This window comes from Streptomyces sp. 12E (assembly GCF_055633275.1).
Window position 1 is genome coordinate 6,867,190 of sequence record NZ_JBVNCJ010000001.1, and the last position, 19,810, is coordinate 6,886,999.

General features: G+C 73.9%; 18 protein-coding genes and 8 pseudogenes. 20 read left to right on the forward strand and 6 right to left on the reverse strand.

Annotated elements, in window-relative coordinates:
- Positions 1 to 143: 143 nt before the first annotated feature.
- From ACZ8ZB_RS31555 to ACZ8ZB_RS31570, 4 pseudogenes are all read left to right on the forward strand, one after another.
- Positions 144 to 1,106: pseudogene (locus ACZ8ZB_RS31555) on the forward strand (ABC transporter substrate-binding protein); the annotation flags it as partial.
- A gap of 2 nt (positions 1,107 to 1,108) precedes the next feature.
- A pseudogene (locus tag ACZ8ZB_RS31560) lies at positions 1,109 to 1,573 on the forward strand (carbohydrate ABC transporter permease); the annotation flags it as partial.
- A 31-nt stretch (positions 1,574 to 1,604) separates the two neighbouring features.
- Positions 1,605 to 1,814: pseudogene (locus tag ACZ8ZB_RS31565) on the forward strand (hydroxyacid dehydrogenase); the annotation flags it as partial.
- Positions 1,807 to 2,720 (forward strand): annotated as a pseudogene (locus tag ACZ8ZB_RS31570) (DUF2264 domain-containing protein); the annotation flags it as partial. The pseudogenes ACZ8ZB_RS31565 and ACZ8ZB_RS31570, both read left to right, overlap by 8 nt.
- 15 nt (positions 2,721 to 2,735) lie before the next feature.
- Here the strand turns inward: ACZ8ZB_RS31570 and ACZ8ZB_RS31575 are convergent.
- Positions 2,736 to 3,392, reverse strand: a complete 657-nt coding sequence (locus tag ACZ8ZB_RS31575; RefSeq protein ID WP_470741005.1) for a hypothetical protein — start codon at positions 3,390 to 3,392, stop codon at positions 2,736 to 2,738.
- A 322-nt stretch (positions 3,393 to 3,714) separates the two neighbouring features.
- On the opposite strand from ACZ8ZB_RS31575, the gene ACZ8ZB_RS31580 reads away from it, so the two are divergent.
- On the forward strand, positions 3,715 to 4,578 hold the full coding sequence (locus ACZ8ZB_RS31580) for a hypothetical protein (protein WP_470741006.1): 864 nt from the start codon (positions 3,715 to 3,717) through the stop codon (positions 4,576 to 4,578).
- 138 nt (positions 4,579 to 4,716) lie between these two features.
- Here ACZ8ZB_RS31580 and ACZ8ZB_RS31585 read toward each other — a convergent pair whose 3' ends face one another.
- On the reverse strand, positions 4,717 to 5,721 hold the full coding sequence (locus tag ACZ8ZB_RS31585) for an MASE1 domain-containing protein (RefSeq protein WP_470741007.1): 1,005 nt from the start codon (positions 5,719 to 5,721) through the stop codon (positions 4,717 to 4,719).
- 52 nt (positions 5,722 to 5,773) lie between these two features.
- Positions 5,774 to 6,604 (reverse strand): PP2C family protein-serine/threonine phosphatase, encoded by an 831-nt coding sequence (locus tag ACZ8ZB_RS31590; protein WP_470741008.1) that lies wholly within the window; start codon positions 6,602 to 6,604, stop codon positions 5,774 to 5,776.
- Positions 6,605 to 6,736: 132 nt separating this feature from the next.
- Here ACZ8ZB_RS31590 and ACZ8ZB_RS31595 point away from each other — a divergent pair, with 132 nt between their 5' ends.
- The 4 genes and pseudogenes from ACZ8ZB_RS31595 (at position 6,737) to ACZ8ZB_RS31610 (ending at position 12,417) form a co-directional block, all read left to right on the forward strand.
- Entirely contained in the window at positions 6,737 to 7,087 is a 351-nt protein-coding gene (locus ACZ8ZB_RS31595) for a hypothetical protein (protein WP_470741009.1), read from the forward strand.
- Positions 7,088 to 7,553: 466 nt separating this feature from the next.
- Positions 7,554 to 9,605: a discoidin domain-containing protein gene (locus tag ACZ8ZB_RS31600; protein ID WP_470741010.1), complete on the forward strand. Its 2,052-nt coding sequence runs from the start codon at positions 7,554 to 7,556 to the stop codon at positions 9,603 to 9,605.
- A gap of 297 nt (positions 9,606 to 9,902) precedes the next feature.
- Positions 9,903 to 11,479, forward strand: a pseudogene (locus ACZ8ZB_RS31605) (FAD-binding oxidoreductase).
- Between the two features lie 55 nt (positions 11,480 to 11,534).
- A pseudogene (locus tag ACZ8ZB_RS31610) lies at positions 11,535 to 12,417 on the forward strand (YegS/Rv2252/BmrU family lipid kinase).
- A 7-nt stretch (positions 12,418 to 12,424) separates the two neighbouring features.
- On the opposite strand, the gene ACZ8ZB_RS31615 reads toward ACZ8ZB_RS31610, so the two are convergent.
- A complete protein-coding gene (locus ACZ8ZB_RS31615; RefSeq protein ID WP_470741011.1) occupies positions 12,425 to 12,856 on the reverse strand; it encodes a hypothetical protein in 432 nt (143 codons plus the stop codon).
- An 87-nt stretch (positions 12,857 to 12,943) separates the two neighbouring features.
- Between ACZ8ZB_RS31615 and ACZ8ZB_RS31620 the strand changes: the two genes are divergently transcribed.
- The 8 genes and pseudogenes from ACZ8ZB_RS31620 (at position 12,944) to ACZ8ZB_RS31655 (ending at position 17,653) form a co-directional block, all read left to right on the forward strand.
- The gene (locus tag ACZ8ZB_RS31620; RefSeq protein ID WP_470741630.1) at positions 12,944 to 13,633 is read left to right on the forward strand and encodes a helix-turn-helix transcriptional regulator; all 690 of its coding nucleotides are present in this window, start codon (positions 12,944 to 12,946) and stop codon (positions 13,631 to 13,633) included.
- Between the two features lie 25 nt (positions 13,634 to 13,658).
- On the forward strand, positions 13,659 to 14,201 hold the full coding sequence (locus tag ACZ8ZB_RS31625; protein WP_470741631.1) for a DUF488 domain-containing protein: 543 nt from the start codon (positions 13,659 to 13,661) through the stop codon (positions 14,199 to 14,201).
- 86 nt (positions 14,202 to 14,287) lie between these two features.
- A pseudogene (locus ACZ8ZB_RS31630) lies at positions 14,288 to 14,473 on the forward strand (hypothetical protein); the annotation flags it as partial.
- 105 nt (positions 14,474 to 14,578) lie between these two features.
- Positions 14,579 to 14,809 carry a hypervirulence associated TUDOR domain-containing protein gene (locus ACZ8ZB_RS31635; protein WP_470741632.1) on the forward strand — a complete coding sequence of 77 codons (231 nt, stop codon included), beginning with the start codon at positions 14,579 to 14,581 and terminating at the stop codon, positions 14,807 to 14,809.
- A 14-nt stretch (positions 14,810 to 14,823) separates the two neighbouring features.
- Positions 14,824 to 15,165 carry a DUF3140 domain-containing protein gene (locus tag ACZ8ZB_RS31640; RefSeq protein WP_470741633.1) on the forward strand — a complete coding sequence of 114 codons (342 nt, stop codon included), beginning with the start codon at positions 14,824 to 14,826 and terminating at the stop codon, positions 15,163 to 15,165.
- 345 nt (positions 15,166 to 15,510) lie between these two features.
- Positions 15,511 to 16,473, forward strand: a complete 963-nt coding sequence (locus tag ACZ8ZB_RS31645) for a YihY/virulence factor BrkB family protein (RefSeq protein WP_470741012.1) — start codon at positions 15,511 to 15,513, stop codon at positions 16,471 to 16,473.
- Positions 16,474 to 16,621: 148 nt separating this feature from the next.
- Positions 16,622 to 17,137, forward strand: a complete 516-nt coding sequence (locus ACZ8ZB_RS31650) for a hypothetical protein (protein WP_470741013.1) — start codon at positions 16,622 to 16,624, stop codon at positions 17,135 to 17,137.
- Between the two features lie 369 nt (positions 17,138 to 17,506).
- On the forward strand, positions 17,507 to 17,653 hold the full coding sequence (locus ACZ8ZB_RS31655; RefSeq protein WP_470741634.1) for a cellulose binding domain-containing protein: 147 nt from the start codon (positions 17,507 to 17,509) through the stop codon (positions 17,651 to 17,653).
- A gap of 64 nt (positions 17,654 to 17,717) precedes the next feature.
- On the opposite strand, the gene ACZ8ZB_RS31660 is transcribed toward ACZ8ZB_RS31655, so the two are convergent.
- Both ACZ8ZB_RS31660 and ACZ8ZB_RS31665 read right to left on the reverse strand, forming a co-directional pair.
- Complete coding sequence (locus ACZ8ZB_RS31660) at positions 17,718 to 18,140, reverse strand: DUF350 domain-containing protein (RefSeq protein ID WP_470741014.1); 423 nt, start codon at positions 18,138 to 18,140, stop codon at positions 17,718 to 17,720.
- Between the two features lie 97 nt (positions 18,141 to 18,237).
- On the reverse strand, positions 18,238 to 18,381 hold the full coding sequence (locus ACZ8ZB_RS31665; RefSeq protein ID WP_470741015.1) for a hypothetical protein: 144 nt from the start codon (positions 18,379 to 18,381) through the stop codon (positions 18,238 to 18,240).
- A 201-nt stretch (positions 18,382 to 18,582) separates the two neighbouring features.
- Here ACZ8ZB_RS31665 and ACZ8ZB_RS31670 point away from each other — a divergent pair, with 201 nt between their 5' ends.
- The 3 genes and pseudogenes from ACZ8ZB_RS31670 to ACZ8ZB_RS31680 all read left to right on the forward strand — a co-directional run bounded on the left by ACZ8ZB_RS31670 (position 18,583) and on the right by ACZ8ZB_RS31680 (position 19,748).
- Positions 18,583 to 18,939 (forward strand): hypothetical protein, encoded by a 357-nt coding sequence (locus tag ACZ8ZB_RS31670; protein WP_470741016.1) that lies wholly within the window; start codon positions 18,583 to 18,585, stop codon positions 18,937 to 18,939.
- A 164-nt stretch (positions 18,940 to 19,103) separates the two neighbouring features.
- Positions 19,104 to 19,330: pseudogene (locus ACZ8ZB_RS31675) on the forward strand (RICIN domain-containing protein); the annotation flags it as partial.
- Between the two features lie 4 nt (positions 19,331 to 19,334).
- Positions 19,335 to 19,748: a hypothetical protein gene (locus ACZ8ZB_RS31680; protein WP_470741017.1), complete on the forward strand. Its 414-nt coding sequence runs from the start codon at positions 19,335 to 19,337 to the stop codon at positions 19,746 to 19,748.
- The last annotated feature ends 62 nt before the right edge of the window (positions 19,749 to 19,810 follow it).

Sequence of the window (19,810 nt, forward strand, 5' to 3'; positions counted from 1 at the left end):
CCGCAGGAAGAGAGAACTGATCCACGGGTGTCGTCGTCCTCCTCACCGCGGCCGTCGCCCTCCTCGCCGGAGCACCGCCCACCGGCGGGAACGGTGTCCCGGACACCGTCTTCCAGGAGGGCGCCCCCGCGCTCGCCGCCACCATGGTCGCGATCGTCCTCGGCTCGTGGCTCGGCCCACCGTCGTCGTCCTCGGTCTCCTCGGTGTCCCGGAACGGCGCCTCGTCGGCGCGCACGGGCACCCCCACGCGCATCACCTTCTGGTCCGACCTGCGCGGCAGCCAGGAGGTCGTCGACGCGTTCAACCGCGCCCACCGGACCGTCCAGGTCGAGTTCCGGCAGATCCCCTCCGGCGGGCAGGGCGGCTACGTCAAGCTGAGCAACGCCGCCCGGGCCGGCAACGCCCCCGACGTCGCCACCATCGAGTATCCGCAGGTCTCCGGGTACGCCATCGACGGCGTCGCCCGCGACATCACCGACCCGGTCGGCGACGGCCTGCGCCGCAGGCTGCTGCCGCAGGCGCTCGCACTGACCACCTTCGAAGGCCGGGTGTTCAGCGTGCCGCTGGACGTCGAGCAGATGGTGATGCACTACCGCGCCGATCTGTTCGACGCGTACGGACTGCGGGCCGCGCGCACCTGGGACGAGTACGCCGAGCAGGCCGCGACCGTCCGCCGCAAGGCGCCCGGCCGACGGCTGGCGCTGTTCCTCACCGACGGCATGACCCGGTTCGCCGCCTATGCCTGGCAGGCCGGCGCCCGGTGGTTCGACACCTCGCGCGGCGCCTGGAACGTCTCCCTCGCGGACGCCCCCTCCCGGAAGGTCGCCGGCTACTGGCAGCGGCTCGTCGACCGCGGCGACGTCTTCGTGAACGCGGTCGAGAGCCGGCGGTCGGACGCCCAGATCGGAGGCGGCCCGGTCCTCACCCGGCTCAGCGGCGCCTGGGACGCCGGCGCCCAGCTGAACGCGCGGCCCGGACAGAAGGGGCAGTGGCGGATCGCGCCGCTGCCGCAGTGGAACACGGCCCGTCCCTCCGTCGGCACGCACGGCGGTTCGACCTTCGCGGTCACCAAGGACAGCCGACACCCCGAGGCCGCCATGGAGTTCACCCGCTGTACCTGACGGCCTCCGGGACCGGCCTGGTCAACACCTTCCGGGCGGTGTTCGTCCCGGTGCTGTTCAACCCGTTCGGCGTGCACCTCGGCCGTGTCTTCAGCCGGGGACACGTGCCCGACGAGGTGCTGGAGGCGGCGCGGGTGGACGGGGCCGGCGAGCTGACCGCCTACGCCCGGGTGGCGCTCGGAATGCTCGGCCCCGGCCTGGTCACCGTCTTCCTCTTCCGGCTGACCGCGATCTGGAACAACTTCTTCCTGCCCATGGTGATGCTGTCCGACCAGGACCTGTATCCCGTCAGCCTCGGCCTGTACCAGTGGAACAGCTCCGCGTCGGTCTCGCCGGAGTACTACCCCGTCGTCATCATGGGGTCCCTGCTCGCCGTAGTGCCGCTCGTCCTCGCCTTCACCCTGCTCCAGCGCTTCTGGCGCAGCGGCCTGACCGCCGGCGCAGTGAAGTGACCCCGCCCGCACAAGGAGTTCCGCCGCCACCATGACCGAGTCCACGCCCGGCCCCCGCCCCCGCGCCGCACTGGCCATGTCCCAGGACGCCGCCTCGGCGGTCCTCGACGACGCGTCGCTCGCGGCCCTCGCCGCGCTGTGCGACCTCGCACCGCTCCCGGTCCTGGACGACCTGACCACGCCCCGCGCCGTGCTCGCCGACGTCGACCTGCTGGTCACCGGCTGGGGCGGGCCTGGGCTGGTACGGCCCCCACGAGGCCGGTCTGCAGGGCTACTCGGGCCCCGCGTCACCGTACTGGGCGCCGAAGGCCTTCGTCGCGCTGCTCGCCCCCGCGGGGCACGCGTTCCGGACGGCCCGCGAGGAGCCGGCACCGGTGGAGGAGTCCGACCGTGTGCTGGCGCTGCCGGCGCCGGGACTGCTCGTCCAGGCGACGCGGGCCGACGGGATCGTACGGCTGCACAACCCCGGCAGCGACCATGTGCGCCCGCACGAGGGCGAGACGGCGGACGGGGACGATCCGCACTACGGGCGCCAGGCCTGCTCCACCCGCACCGGCCCCACCGCACCCGGGAACGTCGCCGACAACCACCTGCCGGTGGAGACCGGCGGCCGGCGCAGTGTGCGCCGCCGCATCCACCCCGTGGGCGCGGGCCACGGAGACGGCTGGGGCCGGGCCGCCTCATGGCACCGGCCCGTGTTCGCCGGCGGTCCGCCGATGGTTCCGGGCCTGCGGGTGGAGAGCGTCACGGTGGCGCACGGCCCCTACGAACTGCGGGTGCACCGGGTGGTGGGGGCGCCGGAGGGGGCCCGTCTCACCCTCACCGGCTGGGCCACGGGCCCCGAGGAGACACTGACCTCCGCCCTGTACGGTCCGTACGGCTGGGACGACCCGTCCGCCGAGCCGGTCCGCGCCCCGCAGGGCACGGCCTGGACCCGCTGGGCCCGCGTCTCACCGGCGCGTGCGGAGGCACCACCGTGCACGTCGCCCTGGCGTCCCTCACCGCGGACGCGGACGCCGTGCCCCTGCCGGAGGCCCTCGAAGAGGTCCGGGTGGACGACGGGACGGTCGAGGCCGCCCGGACCGGCGGCACGGCCCGCACCCGGATCACCTTCGAGCCGGTGGAAGTGAGTCACACGCGGCGGTGAGCGGCGGGGACGACGTCAGGACCGCGCGTCGTCCTCGGTCTTCGGGGCCTGCCCGGTGCTGTCGGGCGTGGTGTAGAAGACCGACGAACCCTGCTTGGTGCGCTGGGCCTGGTTGCGCGCGACCAGGCCCTCCAGGGTGCTGCGCACGACCGTGGTCCTGATGGCGCGCCCGGGGTGGGCCTGCTGGAGCGCGTTCGCGACCTCCGCCGCCGAGCGGGGCTCCTTCTGCTCGCCCAGGTGCCGGCGGACGAGCTCGACCAGCTTGGGGCCGTCCGCCTTCGCGGCGGCCGGCTTGCGCGTGGACCTCCCCGAGGTGACGGACTTCCCCGACGCGCCGGGCTTTCCGGACGTGGCGCGCGCGGTCGTCTTCCCGGTCCGCTTCGGTTTCTCCGCGCCCGGCCCGGCCTCCGACGTGGCACCGCCCTTCGTACGAGGCGCCGGCACGGTCGCGTCGCCCGACGCCGTCCCGGCGGGCGCCCGGACGAGGCCCAGCGCCTGCTGCATGTTCACCAGCAGGGCGTGGTCGTGCTGAAGCGCGGTCAACCGCTCCTGCAGCGCGGCGATCTCCGCGGTGACCCGCTCCTGCTCCTTGACGTTGCGTTCCAGGTCGCCCGCGACCTGAGCGGAGTACTGCGACGTGAGGTCGGTCGCTGCCGTCGAATTCTCGGACATGGCGGTGTCCCTTTCTTCCTGTTGGTTCCCCTGGTGGCCAGCCATGGTACGGCCGAGCGCGGTTGACCGTTTCTTCTGTCGCCATCACCCGTCCGGCCGAAGGGGACGTGGTGATCGAACCCGGCTCGCCGTTCGTGGTCCACCGGTGGCGCCACTCCCGCGCGGTGCTCCGTCCGGCGGAACCGCACCCCTCCCGGGGTACGGTTCCGTCACCCGGACGGCTCCCTGGCCGCGTCCTCTCCGGGCGGGGCAGACGGGGGACTTCGGCGGACTCGCGCGAGGAGCTGACGCGTTTCCGGGAAGTCGAGGTCAGGCTGAGTGCATGGCTTCATCGATCGACTGCCCGCCCCGTCCGTGTCACCGTGCCGGACGGCAGGCCGGCGCCCCCCTCCGCGTGCGCCGCCGGGTGGCGTCGGCGGCCGTCGTCCTCGTCGTCCTCGTCGTGCTGGCGGCGCTGAGCGGGTGCGGGACGGACACCGGAACCGTGGTGCGGGACGTCCCGGTGAGCGGGGCGCCGGATCCGGCCCGCGTCGCGCCCGGCACCGCCGACGCCGAGCCCGGCACCGCACGGGGCCGGGCCGGAGCGGAGACGCGGGCGCCCGCCCGGATCCCCGGCCTCGGGCCCAGGACCCGGGCGTGGATCCCCGCGAACGCCCGCCAGGTGGTCGTCGTCACCGGCCGGGGCAGGGACGCCAACCGTTCCCGGGTCGTGTTGTACGAGCACACCGGCTCCGGATGGGAGGGCGGCCCGGCATGGCCCGCGCACAACGCCCTCAAGGGCTGGACCGACGACCACTGGGCGGGCGACCTCCGCTCGCCCGTCGGCGTGTTCACCCTCACCGACGCCGGGGGGCTGCTGCCCGATCCCGGCACCCGGCTGCCGTACGACCGGTCGGAGGGATTCGCGGTGAGCGGCACCGGCTTCGAGGGGGAGCCGCTGGAGGGCTCCTTCGACTACGTCATCGCCATCGACTACAACCGCGAGCCGGGCACGTCCCCGCTGGACCGGACCCGTCCGCTCGGCGCCGACCGGGGCGGCGGCATCTGGCTGCACGTCGACCACGAGGGGCCGACCCAGGGCTGTGTCAGCCTCTCGGAGCGCCACATGGAGGAGCTCCTGCTCGCCCTCGACCCGGACCGGCACCCGGTGATCGTCATGGGCGACGCCGACTCCCTGCGGGAGTGAGCGGCGCGTTCGGCCGCGGGGGTCGGGGCGCGGTGCCGGCTCCCCGGCACGGCCGTGACGGCGGCGGGAGCCGGGCTCATGCCCATGCCGTTCGCCCCGCCGCCCCTGGGGACGGGAAGGGGGCGGGGGCCAGAGGAGTCAGTCCGCGTCCCGCGGCCGGTCGTCCTCGTCCCGCGGAGGCCGGGCCGTCGCCTCTCCCGCCGTCAGATGCTCCAGCACCTCGACCAGTTCCTGGCACGCACGCTCCACCGAACGCCTGGTGTTGTGCTGCTCGGTGATCACCGCGGACAGCAGCAGGGAGGTCAGGGCCATCGCCCCGTTGAAGGCCTGGAGGTTGACCATGACCTCCACGTCGGACAGGTGCTGGAACGGCCCGGCGCGGTCGGTCGCCGCGCTGGTGGCCAGAACGGAGGAGAACAGGGCGCACAGCATGCTGCCGGGGAGCTCGAACCGCAGCGCGGCCAGGATCAGCAGCGGGTAGATGACGAACAGCAGGCTGGCCGGGCTGAAGGTGGCGAGGGGCACCAGACAACCCGTCACCACCATCAGGCCCGCCGCCTCCTTCCACCTCCCCAGATGCGCCGGGGCGCGCACCCGGGGGAGCAGCAGCAGCACCGGGGTGATGAGCAGGACGCCCATCGCGTCGCCCACCCACCAGGCCAGCCACACCCTCCACACGCTCCGGGCCGGGAGGTCGCCCGTGCCGACGAGGAGGGCGGCGCCGGTGGCCGAGCTGATCAGCATGGCCCCGAAGGCGCCGAGGAACACGAGGCTGAGACAGTCCCGCAATCGGCCGAGATCGGTGCGGAAACCCGCTGCGCGCAACAGGAAGTACCCGCACACGGGCGCGGCGGTGTTGCCCACCAGCACGCCCACCGACGCGAGCCGGAGCGAGGTGAGGTGCATGAGCACGAGCAGGGCGCCCAGGGCGATCCCCGCCCAGCAGCGCGGCCCGAGCAGCAGCAGGAAGGCGACGGCCACTCCCGTCGGCGGCCAGATGGGGGAGACCACCGCGCCCTCGACGGTCAGTCCGCTCAGCAGCCCCAGCCGTCCCCCCGCGTAGCAGCAGGCGGCGACGACCAGCGTCTCGAGCACGAGGACGGCCGGTGTACGAAGATCCTGGCGAGCCACCACACATGCCATCACACACCGAGGCCGCAGCGGCGGCGAGGCGAGAGGTGCGGCTCTGTCGGCCCTATGGCCGACCGCCCAGTCCCTCGTGCCCGATCACCAGGACCGCCGCGTCGTCGTCGTGCCCCACCTGTTCGGCCTGCTTGATCACGGCGGCGGCGAGCGCGTCCGCGTCCATGCGCGTGACCGCCGCGACGCCCGCGAGCCGCACCACCCGGTCCAGCCCCTCGTCGAGGTGCAGGGACGGGCCCTCCACGACCCCGTCGGTGAGCATCACGAAGACACCGCCCGTGTCGAGCCGGTGGCGGGTGACGGGATAGACCACCCCGTGCTGGACGCCCAGCGGGGGACCCCCCTCGTCCTCGGTCACCCCGGACCGGCCGTCCGCGGTGGCCCACACGCACGGCAGGTGTCCCGCCCGCGCGCTCTCCAGCAGCCGGGTGACCGGATCGAGCCGCATGAAGGTGCAGGTGGCGAAGAGATCCGGGCTGAGGGACAACAGCAGCTCATTGGTCCGGGCGAGGAGTGCGCCCGGCTCGCTGTCGACGGAGGCGAGCGCCCGCAGCCCGGCCCGGACCTGCCCCATGAAGGCGGCCGCCTCGATGTTGTGACCCTGGACGTCGCCGATCGACAGACCGATCCGGCCGTCGGGCATGGTGAAGGCGTCGTACCAGTCACCGCCGACGTTGAGCCCCTGGTACGCGGGCGCGTACCGCACGGCCAGCCGCACACCGTCGGCGACGGGCAGTCCCCTCGGGAGCATGCCGCGCTGCAGGGCGACGGCCAGTTCGACCCGGGAGCGTTGCACCTCCGCCTGCGCGCGTGCCTGTGCCGTCAGCGTCCTGAGCCTGACCAGAAGCTCGTCGCCGTCGTCCGTGGAGCCGGTGCGGGACATGGATCACTCACTCGGGCGAGGGCACTCGCGCGTGCGGCAGCCGCCCTCGATGGACAAAGCTCTCATTCACACAGGTAAAGGATGGTAATCGGAATCGGTTCGGCCGGGCCAGTCCACGTCTAGGCTGTGCCCATGGAGCAGCGGGAAATCATGCAGCGGGGCGTGGGGATCCTGACCGAGGCCCTCGAGATGCGGCGGCGCCTCCGTGCGGACCCGGACGCCGACATGACGGGGAGCGGAGCCATCGCCCAGCTCCTGGAGGAGATGCTGCCGCGGATCCAGGTGCCGGTCGACGCGAACGCGCGCGAGGTGGCGGTCCTCGTCACCGAGAAGCTGGGTCCCGCCATCGTGCAGATCACCTCCACGCTCGCCTTCGCCTTCGTCCAGCTCGCCGAGATCCACGACGAGGGCCGTACCGACGTCTCCTCCGCCGACGTGCTGCGCTCCATCTCCCTGCACTACGAGAAGGGCGGCGAGGGGTAGTCCGGGCCGGCCGCCCCGTGCCGGGGGACGGCGTTCGGGCGGGCGCCCCGCCGGAGCCGGCCCCGCCCCCCTCGGGGTCCCGGCGCGTGGTCTTGCGGACGCCGTTCGCGCGGGTCTCCCGCCGTACGGGGGCGAGCCCTCGCGCGGCGGTCCGGGCGCCCCGGTCGTCGAAGCCGCCGTCGAAGGCGGTGTGCGGGGTGTGACCCGCGTGCCCGGGACGGTGCTCCGCGGGCTCCCGCGCGGCCCGGGTGCCGCTCGCCCCTGCGCCGGGGGAGCCGGGCGGCCGCCGACCGGGGCGCCGGCGAAGGGGTCGGGAGTCACGGGGGACGCCGCGGTCCCGCGACCTCCGCCGGGGATCCGGGGAGGACGGGCGACGCGGCCCCTTGACGCCCTACGCGTCAGTAGCGATCCTCACCCCATATCTTTGCGCCGGTCATGACAACTCCGCGACGGAGGGACGTGCGTAATGACCACGTACCGCACACGACGGCACCTCGGGGTCGTCACGCTTCTCCTCCTCATACTGGCCGCGGCCCTCGCGCCCACCCCCGGTTCCGCCGCCGACGGCGACTGGTGGGATCCGGTCGCCCGGCCCGCGCCCGACTCCGGGATCGGCGTCACCGGGGAGCCGTTCAAGGGCACGAACGCCGCGGGCGAGGTACGCGGGTTCGTCGACGCGCACAACCACCTCATGTCCAACGAGGCGTTCGGCGGCCGGCTCATCTGCGGCAAGGCCTTCTCCACGAAGGGGATCGCCGACGCGCTCAAGGACTGCCCCGAGCACTACCCCGACGGCTCGCTCGCCGTCTTCGACTTCCTCACAGGCGGCGGCGACGGCAAGCACGATCCGGTCGGCTGGCCCACCTTCGCGGACTGGCCCGCGCACGACTCCCTGACCCACCAGCAGAACTACTACGCCTGGATCGAACGCGCCTGGCGCGGCGGACAGCGGGTGCTGGTCAACGACCTCGTCACCAACGGCGTGATCTGCTCCGTGTACTTCTTCAAGGACCGCAGCTGCGACGAGATGACGTCCATCCGGCTGCAGGCCGAGCTGACGTACGACCTGCAGGACTACGTCGACGGGATGTACGGCGGACCGGGAAAGGGCTGGTTCCGGATCGTCACCGACAGCGCGCAGGCCCGTGACGTCGTCGCGCAGGGCAAACTCGCCGTCGTCCTCGGCGTCGAGACCTCCGAACCGTTCGGGTGCAAGCAGGTCCTGGACATCGCGCAGTGCGACGAGGAGGACATCGACGCCGGGCTGGACGAGCTGTACGCACTCGGCGTGCGCAGCATGTTCCTGTGCCACAAGTTCGACAACGCGCTGTGCGGCGTGCGCTTCGACGAGGGCGCGATCGGCACCGCGGTCAACGTCGGGCAGTTCCTGTCCACCGGCACCTTCTGGCGGACCGGGAAGTGCACAGGACCGCAGGCCGACAACCCGATCGGGCTCGCCCCCGCGCCCGGCGCCGAGAAGAAGCTCCCCGCGGGCGTCGAGGTCCCGTCGTACGACGAGGACGCCCGGTGCAACGTGCGCGGGCTCACCGAGCTCGGCGAGTACGCCGTGCGCGGCATGATGGAACGCAACATGATGCTCGAGATCGACCACATGAGCGTCAAGGCCACCGGCCGGGTGCTCGACATCCTCGAGTCCGCCTCCTACCCCGGCGTGCTCTCGTCGCACAGCTGGATGGACCTGGACTGGACCGAGCGGGTCTACGGCCTCGGCGGGTTCGTCGCCCAGTACATGCACGGCTCGGAGGACTTCGTCGCCGAGGCGGACCGCACCCGGGCGCTGCGCGACGAGTACGGCGTCGGCTACGGCTACGGCACGGACATGAACGGCGTCGGCGGCTGGCCGGCCCCGCGCGGCGCGGACGCGCCCGACGCGGTCACCTACCCCTTCCGCAGCGTCGACGGGGGCTCCGTGCTCGACCGGCAGACCACCGGCGAACGCACCTGGGACCTGAACACCGACGGAGCCGCGCACCACGGTCTGGTCCCCGACTGGATCGAGGACATCCGGCGCGTCGGCGGGCAGCACGTGGTGGACGACCTCTTCGAGGGCGCCGAGTCCTACCTCGACACCTGGGGCGCCTCCGAACGGCACCGGGCCGGGGCGAACCTCGCCGCCGGCGCACCGGCCACGGCCAGTTCGGCGGAGTGGAACCCGGTCACCAGCCATGCGCCCGGCCGGGCCGTGGACGGCGACCGGGGCACCCGCTGGGCCAGCGACTGGAGCGACGACCAGTGGCTCCGCGTCGACCTCGGCGCCACCCACCAGGTCGGGCGCGTCACCCTGGACTGGGAGCGCGCGTACGGGACGTCGTACCGCATCGACCTCTCCACCGACGGCGTGAACTGGCGCACCGTCTGGTCCACCACCTCCGGCGACGGCGGCCTGGACACGGCCGTGTTCACCCCCGTGCCCGCCCGCCACCTGCGCGTGCGGTTCCTGGACCGGGGGACCGAGTGGGGGTACTCGCTCCGCGAGGTCGGCGTCCACGGCAGGTGACGACCGCCTCGTCCGCGGGGCCGGCGTGACCCGAGCCCCATGGGCGAGCCGTCCACGGGGCGCGGGGCCGTCGACGGCCCCGCGTCACGAGCGGGCCGACCGCACCGGCCGGGCTGCGGGAGGAGGACGCCGGTCAGACACGTCCCGCCGGGGGGCGCGGTCCCCGGGTGTCGTCCAGCAGCTCGCGTACGGCGTCCAGCGCGGCGTCCCGGTCGGCCGGCACCAGCCCGACGCGGGTGCGGCGGTCGAGGAGGTCGCTCTCGTCCAGGGCCCCCTCGTGGCGCAGGGCCCACAGCCATGGACATGCTGTGGAGCGGCTGGGGGGACCCGGCCGAGGCGACGCCGCTGCCCGACACGGTGACCGGGCTGTTGCGCGATCTGCTCGGCGTCGAGCCGCGCGGGGCCGGATCCCTCGCCCTCGAGGACCTGGCCGTCCCGCCGAGTCCGCTGACGCCGGCCGCGCACCGCGCCCTGACCGGGGCCCTGGGCGACGCCGCCCAGGTGCGCACCGACGCGGAGACCCGCGTCCGGCACACGCGCGGCAAGTCCACCCCCGACCTGCTGCGCATCCGCGAGGGCGACGTCGCCGCGGTCCCGGCCGCCGTACTCCTGCCCGGCGGTCACGACGAGGTGCTCGCCGTCCTGCGGGTGTGCGCCGAACACGGCCTGCCGCTGGTGCCGTTCGGCGGCGGCACCTCCGTCGTCGGCGGCCTCGCCCCCGAACGGCACGGCCCCTTCGTCGCCCTCGACCTGCGGCGCATGGACGGCCTGCTCGACCTCGACCCGGTCTCCCGCACCGCCACCCTGCAACCCGGCCTGCGCGCCCCGCGGGCCGAGGAGCTCCTCGCCGGACACGGCTTCACCCTCGGCCACTTCCCCCAGTCCCACGAGTGGGCCACCGTCGGCGGCTTCGCCGCCACCCGCTCCAGCGGCCAGGCCTCCGCCGGGTACGGCCGCTTCGACGAGATGGTGCTCTCCCTCACGCTCCCCACCCCCGAGGGCGCCCTCGAGACCGGCCGCGCCCCCGCTCGGCCGCCGGACCCGACCTGCGCCAGCTGGTCCTCGGCTCGGAGGGCGCGTTCGGCGTCATCACCTCCGTGACCGTGCGCGTCCGCCCCGTTCCGCGCACCGCGGTCTACGAGGGCTGGCGCTTCCCCTCCTTCGAGGAGGGGACCACCGCCCTGCGCCGACTCGCCCAGGACGGGCCGCGGCTGTCCGACGAGACCGAGACGTTGATCGGCCTGGCGGACCCGGACGCGATCGGCTCCGGCGCACGGCGGGGCGCCGGCTGCACGGCCGTCGCGGGATACGAGGGCACGGAGGAGGACACCGGGTACCGCAGGGAGCACGCCGCGGCCGTGCTGCGCGCGTGCGGCGGCACGCCCCTGGGCGAGGAGCCGGGCCGGCGCTGGGCGCACGGACGCTACTCGGCCCCGTACCTGCGCGACGCGCTCCTGGACGCCGGGGCCTTCGCGGAGACGCTGGAGACCGCGGCGTTCTGGTCCCGCGTCCCGGAGCTGTACGCCTCCGTGTGCGACGCGCTCACCGCCACCCTCACCGGGGCCGGCACCCCGCCCCTGGTCATGTGCCACATCTCGCACGTCTACGAGAACGGCGCCTCGCTCTACTTCACCGTGGTCTGCGCCCGGGGCGAGGACCCCGTGGCGCGCTGGGCGCGCGCCAAGCACGCCGCGGGGGAGGCGATCCTCGCCGCCGGCGGCACCATCAGCCACCACCACGGGGTGGGCACCGACCACCGGGACTGGTACGTCCGCGAGGCGGGTCCGCTCGGCGTCGACGCCCTGCGTGCCGTGAAGCGGCGCCTGGACCCGGCGGGGCTGCTCAACCCCGGCGTCCTGCTGCCCGCCGACTGATCGAGAGCCCCGGCCCTCCGTCCCCTCGCCGCAAGCCCGCCCCGAAAGGCACCCGATGCGACAGTTCACCGCCGTCGTCAACCCCGCCGCGGGCGCGGCCACCGGAGCGGCGGCCCTGCTCGCCCTGGCCCGGCGCCTGCGCGAGGAGGGCGCCGACCTGCGGACCGAGTTACAGCCGCAGCCTGGCCCACGCCCGAGAACTGGCCCGCGAGGCCGGGCAGCGGGGTCGTGCGGTCCTCGCCGTCGGCGGGGACGGCATCGCGGGCGGGGTCGGCGGCGCGCTCAGCGGGACCGGCGCGACGTTCGGCCTGGTCCCCGCGGGCCGCGGCAACGACTTCGCCCGCGCGCTCGGGCTGCCCGAGGACCCGGCGGCCCCGGCCCGCGTCCTGCTCCACGGCGAGCCGCGTCCGGTCGACACCATCGAGGTGCGCTCGGCCGTCCACGACCGGGTCGTCGTCCTCGGCAGCGTGTACGCCGGGGTGGTCGCGCTCGCCAACCGCCACGCCAACCGGTCCCGGCTGCTGCGCGGCTCCGCCTCCTACTACGCGGGCGGCCTGCGGGCTGTCACCGCCTGGCGGCCGGCCCGCTACCGGGTCACCGTCGACGGCGAGGAACACCCGCACGCCGGGTACACGGTGGTGGCCGCCAACTCCGGCTGCTACGGCTCCGGCCGCCTCATCGCCCCCGACGCCCGCGTGGACGACGGCCTGCTGGACGTCGTCATGATCCGTCACGCACCCCGGAGGCTGGTCTTCGCCCTGATGAACGAGCTCAGGACCGGCACCCACGTCCGCCGGCCCCAGGTGCGGATCCTGCGGGGCGAGGAGATCCGCATCGAGGCCGACCGGGACCTCCCCTACGGCGCCGACGGGGAGGTCGACGCCGCTCTTCCGGTCACGGTCAGGGTCCTGCCCGGGGCCCTGCGCGTCCTGTACTGACCACCCGTCAGGCCCGGACGTCGTGGTAGCGCCGGGCCAGGCGGGCCAGCGCGACCGCGCCGAGCAGCAGGCCGACGTCGCGCAGCACGATGTCGTAGTGGCCGGACAGGGTGAGCAGGTTGACGATGATCCCCGCGAGCCAGCCGGCGACCAGCCAGCCCCCGAAGCGCGGCGCGACGCCCACGACGACGCCGGCCGCGATCTCGGTCACTCCCACCGCGTACATGGCGGCCTGCGCGCTGCCCGGGACGATGCCGTCGATCCACGGCGCGAGATAGGCGGGCCAGTCGACGAGGAGGTTCGCGAACTTGTCCAGACCGAACAGGAGAGGCGCCACGGTGAAACCGGTGCGCAGGATCACGAACGCCTGGTAGCCGGGGTCGGTGAGCGTGGCCCGCCGGGGCGTGACCGGCGGGCCGCTCGTGGTTGTGGAGGCCATGGCCTGCACCTTTCTTCTAAAGACAACTTTCATTAACGATAGAAGCGCGGATCCTTTCTTTAGTCAATGGCCATCGCTTTTACACTGGTGTTCGTGGACGACACGGAAGAAGTACGCGACAAGGACATCGCGGCGATCTCGGCCATTGCCGCTCTCGGCGAGCCCACCCGCCGGCGGCTCTACGACTACGTGGTGAGCCGTCGCCACCCGGTCGGCCGGGACGAGGCGGCCGAGGCGCTGGGGCTGGCCCGGCAGACCGCGGCCTTCCACCTGGACCGCCTGGCCGCGGAGAACCTGCTCGACGTGCTCCACGTCCGGCGCAGCGGACGCAGCGGGCCGGGCGCGGGCCGCCCGGCCAAGCTCTACCGCCGTTCGGCCGCGCAGGTCGCCGTCAGCCTCCCGGACCGGCGCTACGAACTCGCCGGCCGGCTGCTCGCCCAGGCCGTGGAGGAATCCGCCGCCGGCGGGGAACCCGTGCGCGAGGTGCTGCACCGCAAGGCGCACGAGACGGGCGTCCGGCTCGGGGTGGACGACGGCGGGCAGGAGGCGGTCCGCGTGCTGGAGCGGTACGGCTTCGAGCCGCGCCACGAGGACGGGTCCGTCGTCCTGGGCAACTGCCCCTTCCACGCGCTGGCCCGCGCGCACACGAGGACGGTGTGCGGCATGAACCTGCACCTGGTGCGCGGAGTCCTCGAAGGGCTCGGTGAAACGGGGTTCGGGGCCTGCCTGGCGCCGGAGCCGGGCCGGTGCTGCGTCCGCCTGGAGCCCGTCGCCTGAACCCGGTACGAGGAGGCGCGCCATGATGCCACGCGAGTTGTCGACCTTCGGCCACGGCACCGTCGGCCGGGACGCCCTGACCCGGCTGCTGCGCGAGGCGGGGATCGCCGCCGTCGTGGACGTCCGGATCGGCCCCGGCAGCCGCCGCGACCCCGACCTGGGACGGACCCGGCTGGCCGCATGGCTCCCCGAGGCCGGCATCGCCTACCGCTGGGAACGGGACCTGGGAGGCTTCCGCAGGCTCCCGCCCGACTCGCCCGACACCGTCTGGCGCAACGCCTCCTTCCGCGGCTACGCGGCCCACACCCGGACCCCCGGGTTCGTCACCGCGATGGACACCCTGCTGGATCAGGCCGCCCGCGAGCCGACCGCGGTGATGTGCGGCGAATCCGTGTGGTGGCGGTGCCACCGGCGGCTCATCGCCGACTTCGCCGTCCTGGCCCGTGGCGTCCCCGTGCGTCACCTGATGCACGACGGACGCCACACACCGCACCGCCCCACACCGGGCGTACGCCTGCGCGACGACGGGCTGCTGGTCTACGACGACACCGAAGCCGCGTCACGCTAGTGTCCTGCGCCGGAAGTTCCCAGGCGGTTCCGGCCGGGGCTCGAAGGGCCGACACGCGCGGTCGGCGTTCGGTCCCCCGGCCGCCGGGGCGGGACGGATCCGCCGGCGAGGTCGAGTGGACCGGCGCCCGTGCCGACCTCGTGCCCGGATCGAACTCCGAGCTGCGCGCGCTCGCCGAGGTCCACGCGAGCGACGACGTCGGGGAGAAGTTCGTGAAGGGCTTCGTCAGGGCGTGGGACGAGGTCATGGACCTCGACCGGTTCGACCTCGTCCGACCTCCGTCGTCCCGCTGCTCAGGGCCGGCCCCGGGATGCGCTCGGGCCGCCGTGCCGCCAGGGTGGAAGCAAGCCGACCACCGTGTGAAGGAGGCGCCTGGGATGGGCAAGGGCGACGACCGCGGGAAGGATCTCCGCCAGGGCGACGAGGTCGCCTGGAGCAGCCACGGCGGCGAGGCGAAGGGCAAGGTCGAGAAGAAGATCACCGGACGCACCGAGGCGGCCGGGCGCACGGTCGCCGCCTCCGAGGAGGAACCGCAGTACGAGGTGCGCAGCGAGAAGTCGGGCAAGCCGGCGGTCCACAAGCCCTCCGCGCTCAGGAAGAGGAAGTGAGCGCCGTGGAAGCCATGGAACCCGACCGCGCGGACGAGACCTGGGACGAGTTCCGGGAACTGGTCAACATGAGGCCGGCCGACCTCGAGGAGTGGCTGGCCACCGACGACTCCCGCAGCGCGGGGCAGCACGGGGAGGGCGGCGAGTCGACCGGCCACGCGTCCGGCCGCCGTATCGTCGCCCTCCTCCGCGCCGGCCGGAAGGACCTCTCCGACGACGACTACGCGCACATGCGCAAGGTCGTCGGCTACATCCGCCGCCATCTCGCCCAGCGTCCGTCCGGCGACGTACGCGACACGCGCTGGCGCCACTCCCTGATGAACTGGGGCCACGACCCGCTCCGCGACGCGTCCTGAGACCGCGGCCCCGACGCGCTCCGAGGCCGTACGGCCGTGCCGGATCCGTCCCGGCCGTGCGAAGGAGCGGGCGGACGCCCTGTGCGAGGTCCGGCGGACGCGTGCCGAGTGCACCGGGCCCGACGGCCGCGGTTCCCTCGCCGGCGGACGGGGCCGTGCCCGGGCACTTCGCGGACCCCGGGGCCGGACGAGGGGGAACGACGACATCCCCGCGGAACCGGTCCGCCCGGCCCTCGCCCGCCACCCGCACCACATCGCCGACCGCTTGCGGCAAGAGGTGTGGCGGGGGAGAAACGGGCCATCAAAGAGTGGAGCAGAGCCACTCGATGCGAGGAGCGTCCGCGTATGGGAACCGTGGTCCACGTCCCGCAGACCCGGGACATGATCGGAGAGGAACTCTCCGGGGACGAGGCGTTCGCCGCGCTGCGGCACTACGGGGGGCTGCGGCTGCTGACCGACTCCTTCGCCCGCTTCCGCTACGCGGACGGCTTCTCCAACGCGCGGGCGCTCGCCTTCCAGTTCGTCCTCGGCATGGTGCCGTTCACCGTGGCGCTGGTCGGGCTGGCGACCTCCGTGCACACCGAGGGGGTGGGCCGGGTCATCGAACTCACCCTCGGCCGGATCGTGCCCGGCGCCAGCGCCGACATCGTCGAGGACGCCTTCGAGGGGACCCGGAGCAGCGCCCACGACGACTTCGGGAGCGAGCTGGCGCTCTGGCTCGGCCTGGGCTTCGCCCTGCTGAACCTCGCCTCCGCCATGGGCCAGATCGAGCGGGGCGCCAACCGCATCTACGGGATCGAACGCGACCGCCCCTTCCCCCGCAAGTACGGCAGGGCCGTCCTCCTCGCGCTCACCGCGGGCCTGCCGCTGGTCCTCGGGTTCGTCGTGCTCGTCGCCGGCGACGCGGTGGGCGACGCGGTGGTCCGGGTGGCCGGGGGATCCGGCGGCGCGGGATGGTGGACCGCGCTGGAGCTGCCGGTGGGGCTGCTGCTGGCGTGGGTCGCCTCGGCGGTGATCTTCCGCTGGTCCCCCCGGCGCACCCAGCCCGGTTACACCTGGCTGGCCTTCGGCTCGGCCGTGCATCTGCTGCTGTGGGTCGCGGCCACGTGGCTGCTCGCCCTGTACGTCGAGGGCAGCGGGGCGTTCGGCGCCCTGTACGGGCCGCTCACCGCCTTCATCGCGCTGCTGCTGTGGGCCTACCTCACCGCTGTCGCCCTCTTCCTCGGCATCGCCTTCGCGGCCCAGCTCGAGGCGGCGCGCGCCGGTGTCGACGCGGCGGTCCTCCCGGATCCGGGACCGGGCGCCTGACCGGCCGGGACGAACGCGTCCGTCCGGAACCGGGCGTGGCGCCTGCGCGTTGTCGGTGTGAGGTTGCACAATGATCGGAAAAGGAGATCAACTCCGGCGCCGCGCTGGGTAGACGGTCTCGTATCCCGGCTCCGGAAAGGTCCTGCTGATGCTCGCCACCGTCGACCGCCCGAACACCCTCGTCGCCCTGCCGACCGCGCGCCGCCGACCGGATCAGCGCCGTGGCGCACCGATAACGACCGAGTTCCCGGCCGCCCCCTCCCGGCCGCGCACCCCGGCCGCCCCCTCCCGGCCGCGTCCCCCGGCCGACACCACCCGCACCGACGTGCTGCGCATCATCTCCGACCCCCGCACTCCCACGTACGTCACCGAGTACGCCAACGGCCGCCGCAGGTACAGCTACTGGCGCCCGCTCGACTCGGCCACCGGTGCGGGGGGCTGTTACGCGGCCCTGCCCACCGCCGAGTGCGACGCGTTGCACGAGGCCGGGCGGATCACCCTCGGCGAGCCCGTGGTGGACCCCCACCGCACGACGTACCGCGTCCGCCCCGCCGCCCGCGCCCAGTCGGCGGCCCGCGCCCAGTCGGCCGCACGCCCCGAGACGGCCGTCCGCGCCCGGCCGGAGCCGGTACGCCCGGTGCGGGAGCGCGCCCGCGTGGCCTGACCGGGGCGGCGGCACCGCGGTTCGGCCGTGCCACCGGCGTGCCGTCCGCGACCGGATCCGTGTCCCGCTGCCGGGCGCAACGGCAGTGCGGTCGCACGTCACGCGAGAGTCGCGCTCCCGAGGTCCGGCCGGACGTGGTGTCTCGGGGTCAGTTCTTCGGCGTCGGGGCGGATCAGGTGCGGCTTCCGGCTTTCGCCAGGGTCCCGAGAGAGTCGATCTCCAACGGGCTCGTCGGCATTTTTGTCATGCCCCTGAAGAACTTCCCGCCCGGGAGCGCTCCGCCCTCCCGGAGGTACTGATGCGCTGCCCCCGGCACCGCTCCTCGGACCGGACGGCCGCGGTCCTCGCGACGACGGCTGGACCGTCGGCCTGACGCCCGCGTCCGGCAGAGCGGTCACGGTGCGCGGCACCGGCTGGAACGGCTTCGCGGCACCGGGCTCCACGACCGTCTTCGGCTTCACGGTCACCGGCGGCTCCTCGACGGCGCCGCACACGCTCACCTGCGCCGGCTCCTGAACCGCCACCGCCCGGCCTGCGCGTCCCGAAACGCGCAGGCCGGGCGGTGGCGGAGGAATCCGCGTCAGGCTATGGACGCCGAAACGACGGCGGACACCGCGAGGTTGCAGGACGCCGTCACCCAGACCGCAGGGTGGGGTTCGGGCTCGACCAGCGTGGCACCGAGCCGCCCCGGGGTGATGAGATCCACCGCCAGGAACGCCACGGCCATCATCACCAGCCCCAGCACGCCGAACGCCGCGGTCGACGCCAGCCCCTTGCCGAAGTCCTCGTACGTGGTCCAGATCGACGTGAACACGATCCCGCCGATGCCGAGCAGCGCGGAGCTCAGCACCACCGCGGCGTTGCGGTTGCGCTCCTGCCAGATCTGCCGGCCGAGCTTTCCGGGCGTCAGCACGTCCACCAGGACGATGCCGAGGACCAACAGGACCAGGCCGAGTGCGCCGTAGGCGGTGGCCCGGCCGAGTCCGTTGACGATGTCGCTCATGGGGGTGCCGGCTCCGTAGCGTGAGGGATCGTGAGTGATCGCGGTCAAGGGCGAGCAAAATGTAGCGCACCCGTCCCCCACCCGGCCGGGTGCCCTGTCATGCCCTCCGGCCGATCCCGTCCGCGCGGACGACGAAGCGGGCGGCCCCGTCGCCGACCCGGTGGAGGAAGGCGCCGCCGTCCCCCTCCTCCGGCCCGCCGGTACAGCCCACCAGCGGCAGCGTCCCCGCCACCGCGGCCACGACCGGTCCGTGCGCGGCCAGGTCCCGCTCCCGCTCCCCGACGGTCGGCCCCCTTGCGGGCAGTGTGGTGCACGGTGGCGCAGTCTGGTGACAACTCGACTGCGCGAAAAGGAACTTGCTCGATCCGTCGGCAAGGGGTCATGCCCGTGCGCATCCGGGGCATCAGAAGTCCGTCGGACGGACCGAGAAGGAGGACCCGCCATGAGCAGGGGCAGCCGCACTCTCATCGCCCTGTACGTCGTCGTCGCCCTCTGGCTCTCCTTCTGCGCCGTACGCACCTGGGGCGCCGTCCCTCTCTGGACCACCCTCGCGATGACGGTCGCCTCGCTCGCCCCGGTGATCGGTGTCGTGCGGGAGACCGTCATCGCCGACGAGCGGCGTGCCGTCGCCGTCCTGCGGGAGCGGGAGGGGCGCCGGGCGGCGTGGCGCGATGCGGCGGCCGCCGCGCTCGCCCGGAGCGAGGTGGAGGCCGCGTGCTGCGAACGCTGGTGGACGTCGTGCGCGACCGAGCACGACCCCGGCTGCGCGCACCGGACCTCGTGGGGCATGACGGCGTGAACGGTCCCCCGGCACCGGCCGGGATGCCGTACCACCGCATCCTGGTCCGTACCAGGGGCTTGACGCCCTCTTATCTCGCTCCTTGAATCAAGTGGTCGCACCTTTCCCCCACGACCTCGGTCGGCGTGCCCGTGCATCCGGGTCGCCGTACGGAAAGGGAGAGCAAGTGCCTGGACGTCGCCTCGGGCGGCACGGCCGACGGCACCCCCGTGCAGCTGTGGGACTGCAACGGCGCCGCCGCCAGACGTGGGTCGTCACCGGGGCGCGCGACATCGTCAACCCGCAGGCCGACAAGTGCCTGGACGTGACCGGCGACAACCCCGCCGACGCCACCCGCCTGCAGATCTGGACCTGCACGGGCGCCGCCGACCGGAAGTGGACGGTGGGCTGACGCCATGAAACGTCCCCGCTCGGCCCCGGGCTGGACCATGGCGGTGTTCGGCCTGCTCGCCGCCGTTCTCGGCGCGGTGGGCCTGGTCTCACCGGCCGCGCAGCTGTCGGTGCTCGGCCTCGCCACGCCCGGTGAGCGGGGGAGCGGGGACCACACGCCGGCGTTCGTGACGGCGTCGTCGATGGCGGCGCTCAACATGGGGGTGTACTACGTGCTGGCCGCGCTCGCCGACTGGCGGGCCTTCTTCCGCTGGACGGTGCCCTTCAGGCTGCTGACCTGCACGGTGTTCACGGTCGCCGTGATCGGCGACAGGGCGCCGGCGGCGTTCGCCGGCGTGGCGGTGTGGGAGGGCCTCGGCGCTCTCGCGACGGGCGCCGCACTCCGGTACGAACGGCGGGCCGGCACGGACGCGAGGTGAACACGGCGCCGCCCCGGACGATCGCCAGGTGTTCGACGTTGCCGGAGAAGGCGTCACGCCAC

What these genes read in the sequence shown, in the direction of transcription:
- ACZ8ZB_RS31660 (WP_470741014.1), bottom strand. Translation starts at nt 18,140, where the DNA reads ATGAGCGACATCGTCAACGGACTCGGCCGGGCCACCGCCTACGGCGCA.
- ACZ8ZB_RS31585 (WP_470741007.1), bottom strand. Translation starts at nt 5,721, where the DNA reads ATGGCATGTGTGGTGGCTCGCCAGGATCTTCGTACACCGGCCGTCCTC.
- ACZ8ZB_RS31590 (WP_470741008.1), bottom strand. Translation starts at nt 6,604, where the DNA reads ATGTCCCGCACCGGCTCCACGGACGACGGCGACGAGCTTCTGGTCAGG.
- ACZ8ZB_RS31575 (WP_470741005.1), bottom strand. Translation starts at nt 3,392, where the DNA reads ATGTCCGAGAATTCGACGGCAGCGACCGACCTCACGTCGCAGTACTCC.
- ACZ8ZB_RS31645 (WP_470741012.1), top strand. Translation starts at nt 15,511, where the DNA reads ATGGGAACCGTGGTCCACGTCCCGCAGACCCGGGACATGATCGGAGAG.
- ACZ8ZB_RS31670 (WP_470741016.1), top strand. Translation starts at nt 18,583, where the DNA reads ATGAGCAGGGGCAGCCGCACTCTCATCGCCCTGTACGTCGTCGTCGCC.
- ACZ8ZB_RS31625 (WP_470741631.1), top strand. Translation starts at nt 13,659, where the DNA reads ATGCCACGCGAGTTGTCGACCTTCGGCCACGGCACCGTCGGCCGGGAC.
- ACZ8ZB_RS31580 (WP_470741006.1), top strand. Translation starts at nt 3,715, where the DNA reads ATGGCTTCATCGATCGACTGCCCGCCCCGTCCGTGTCACCGTGCCGGA.
- ACZ8ZB_RS31635 (WP_470741632.1), top strand. Translation starts at nt 14,579, where the DNA reads ATGGGCAAGGGCGACGACCGCGGGAAGGATCTCCGCCAGGGCGACGAG.
- ACZ8ZB_RS31680 (WP_470741017.1), top strand. Translation starts at nt 19,335, where the DNA reads ATGAAACGTCCCCGCTCGGCCCCGGGCTGGACCATGGCGGTGTTCGGC.
- ACZ8ZB_RS31615 (WP_470741011.1), bottom strand. Translation starts at nt 12,856, where the DNA reads ATGGCCTCCACAACCACGAGCGGCCCGCCGGTCACGCCCCGGCGGGCC.
- ACZ8ZB_RS31650 (WP_470741013.1), top strand. Translation starts at nt 16,622, where the DNA reads ATGCTCGCCACCGTCGACCGCCCGAACACCCTCGTCGCCCTGCCGACC.
- ACZ8ZB_RS31640 (WP_470741633.1), top strand. Translation starts at nt 14,824, where the DNA reads ATGGAACCCGACCGCGCGGACGAGACCTGGGACGAGTTCCGGGAACTG.
- ACZ8ZB_RS31595 (WP_470741009.1), top strand. Translation starts at nt 6,737, where the DNA reads ATGGAGCAGCGGGAAATCATGCAGCGGGGCGTGGGGATCCTGACCGAG.
- ACZ8ZB_RS31600 (WP_470741010.1), top strand. Translation starts at nt 7,554, where the DNA reads ATGACCACGTACCGCACACGACGGCACCTCGGGGTCGTCACGCTTCTC.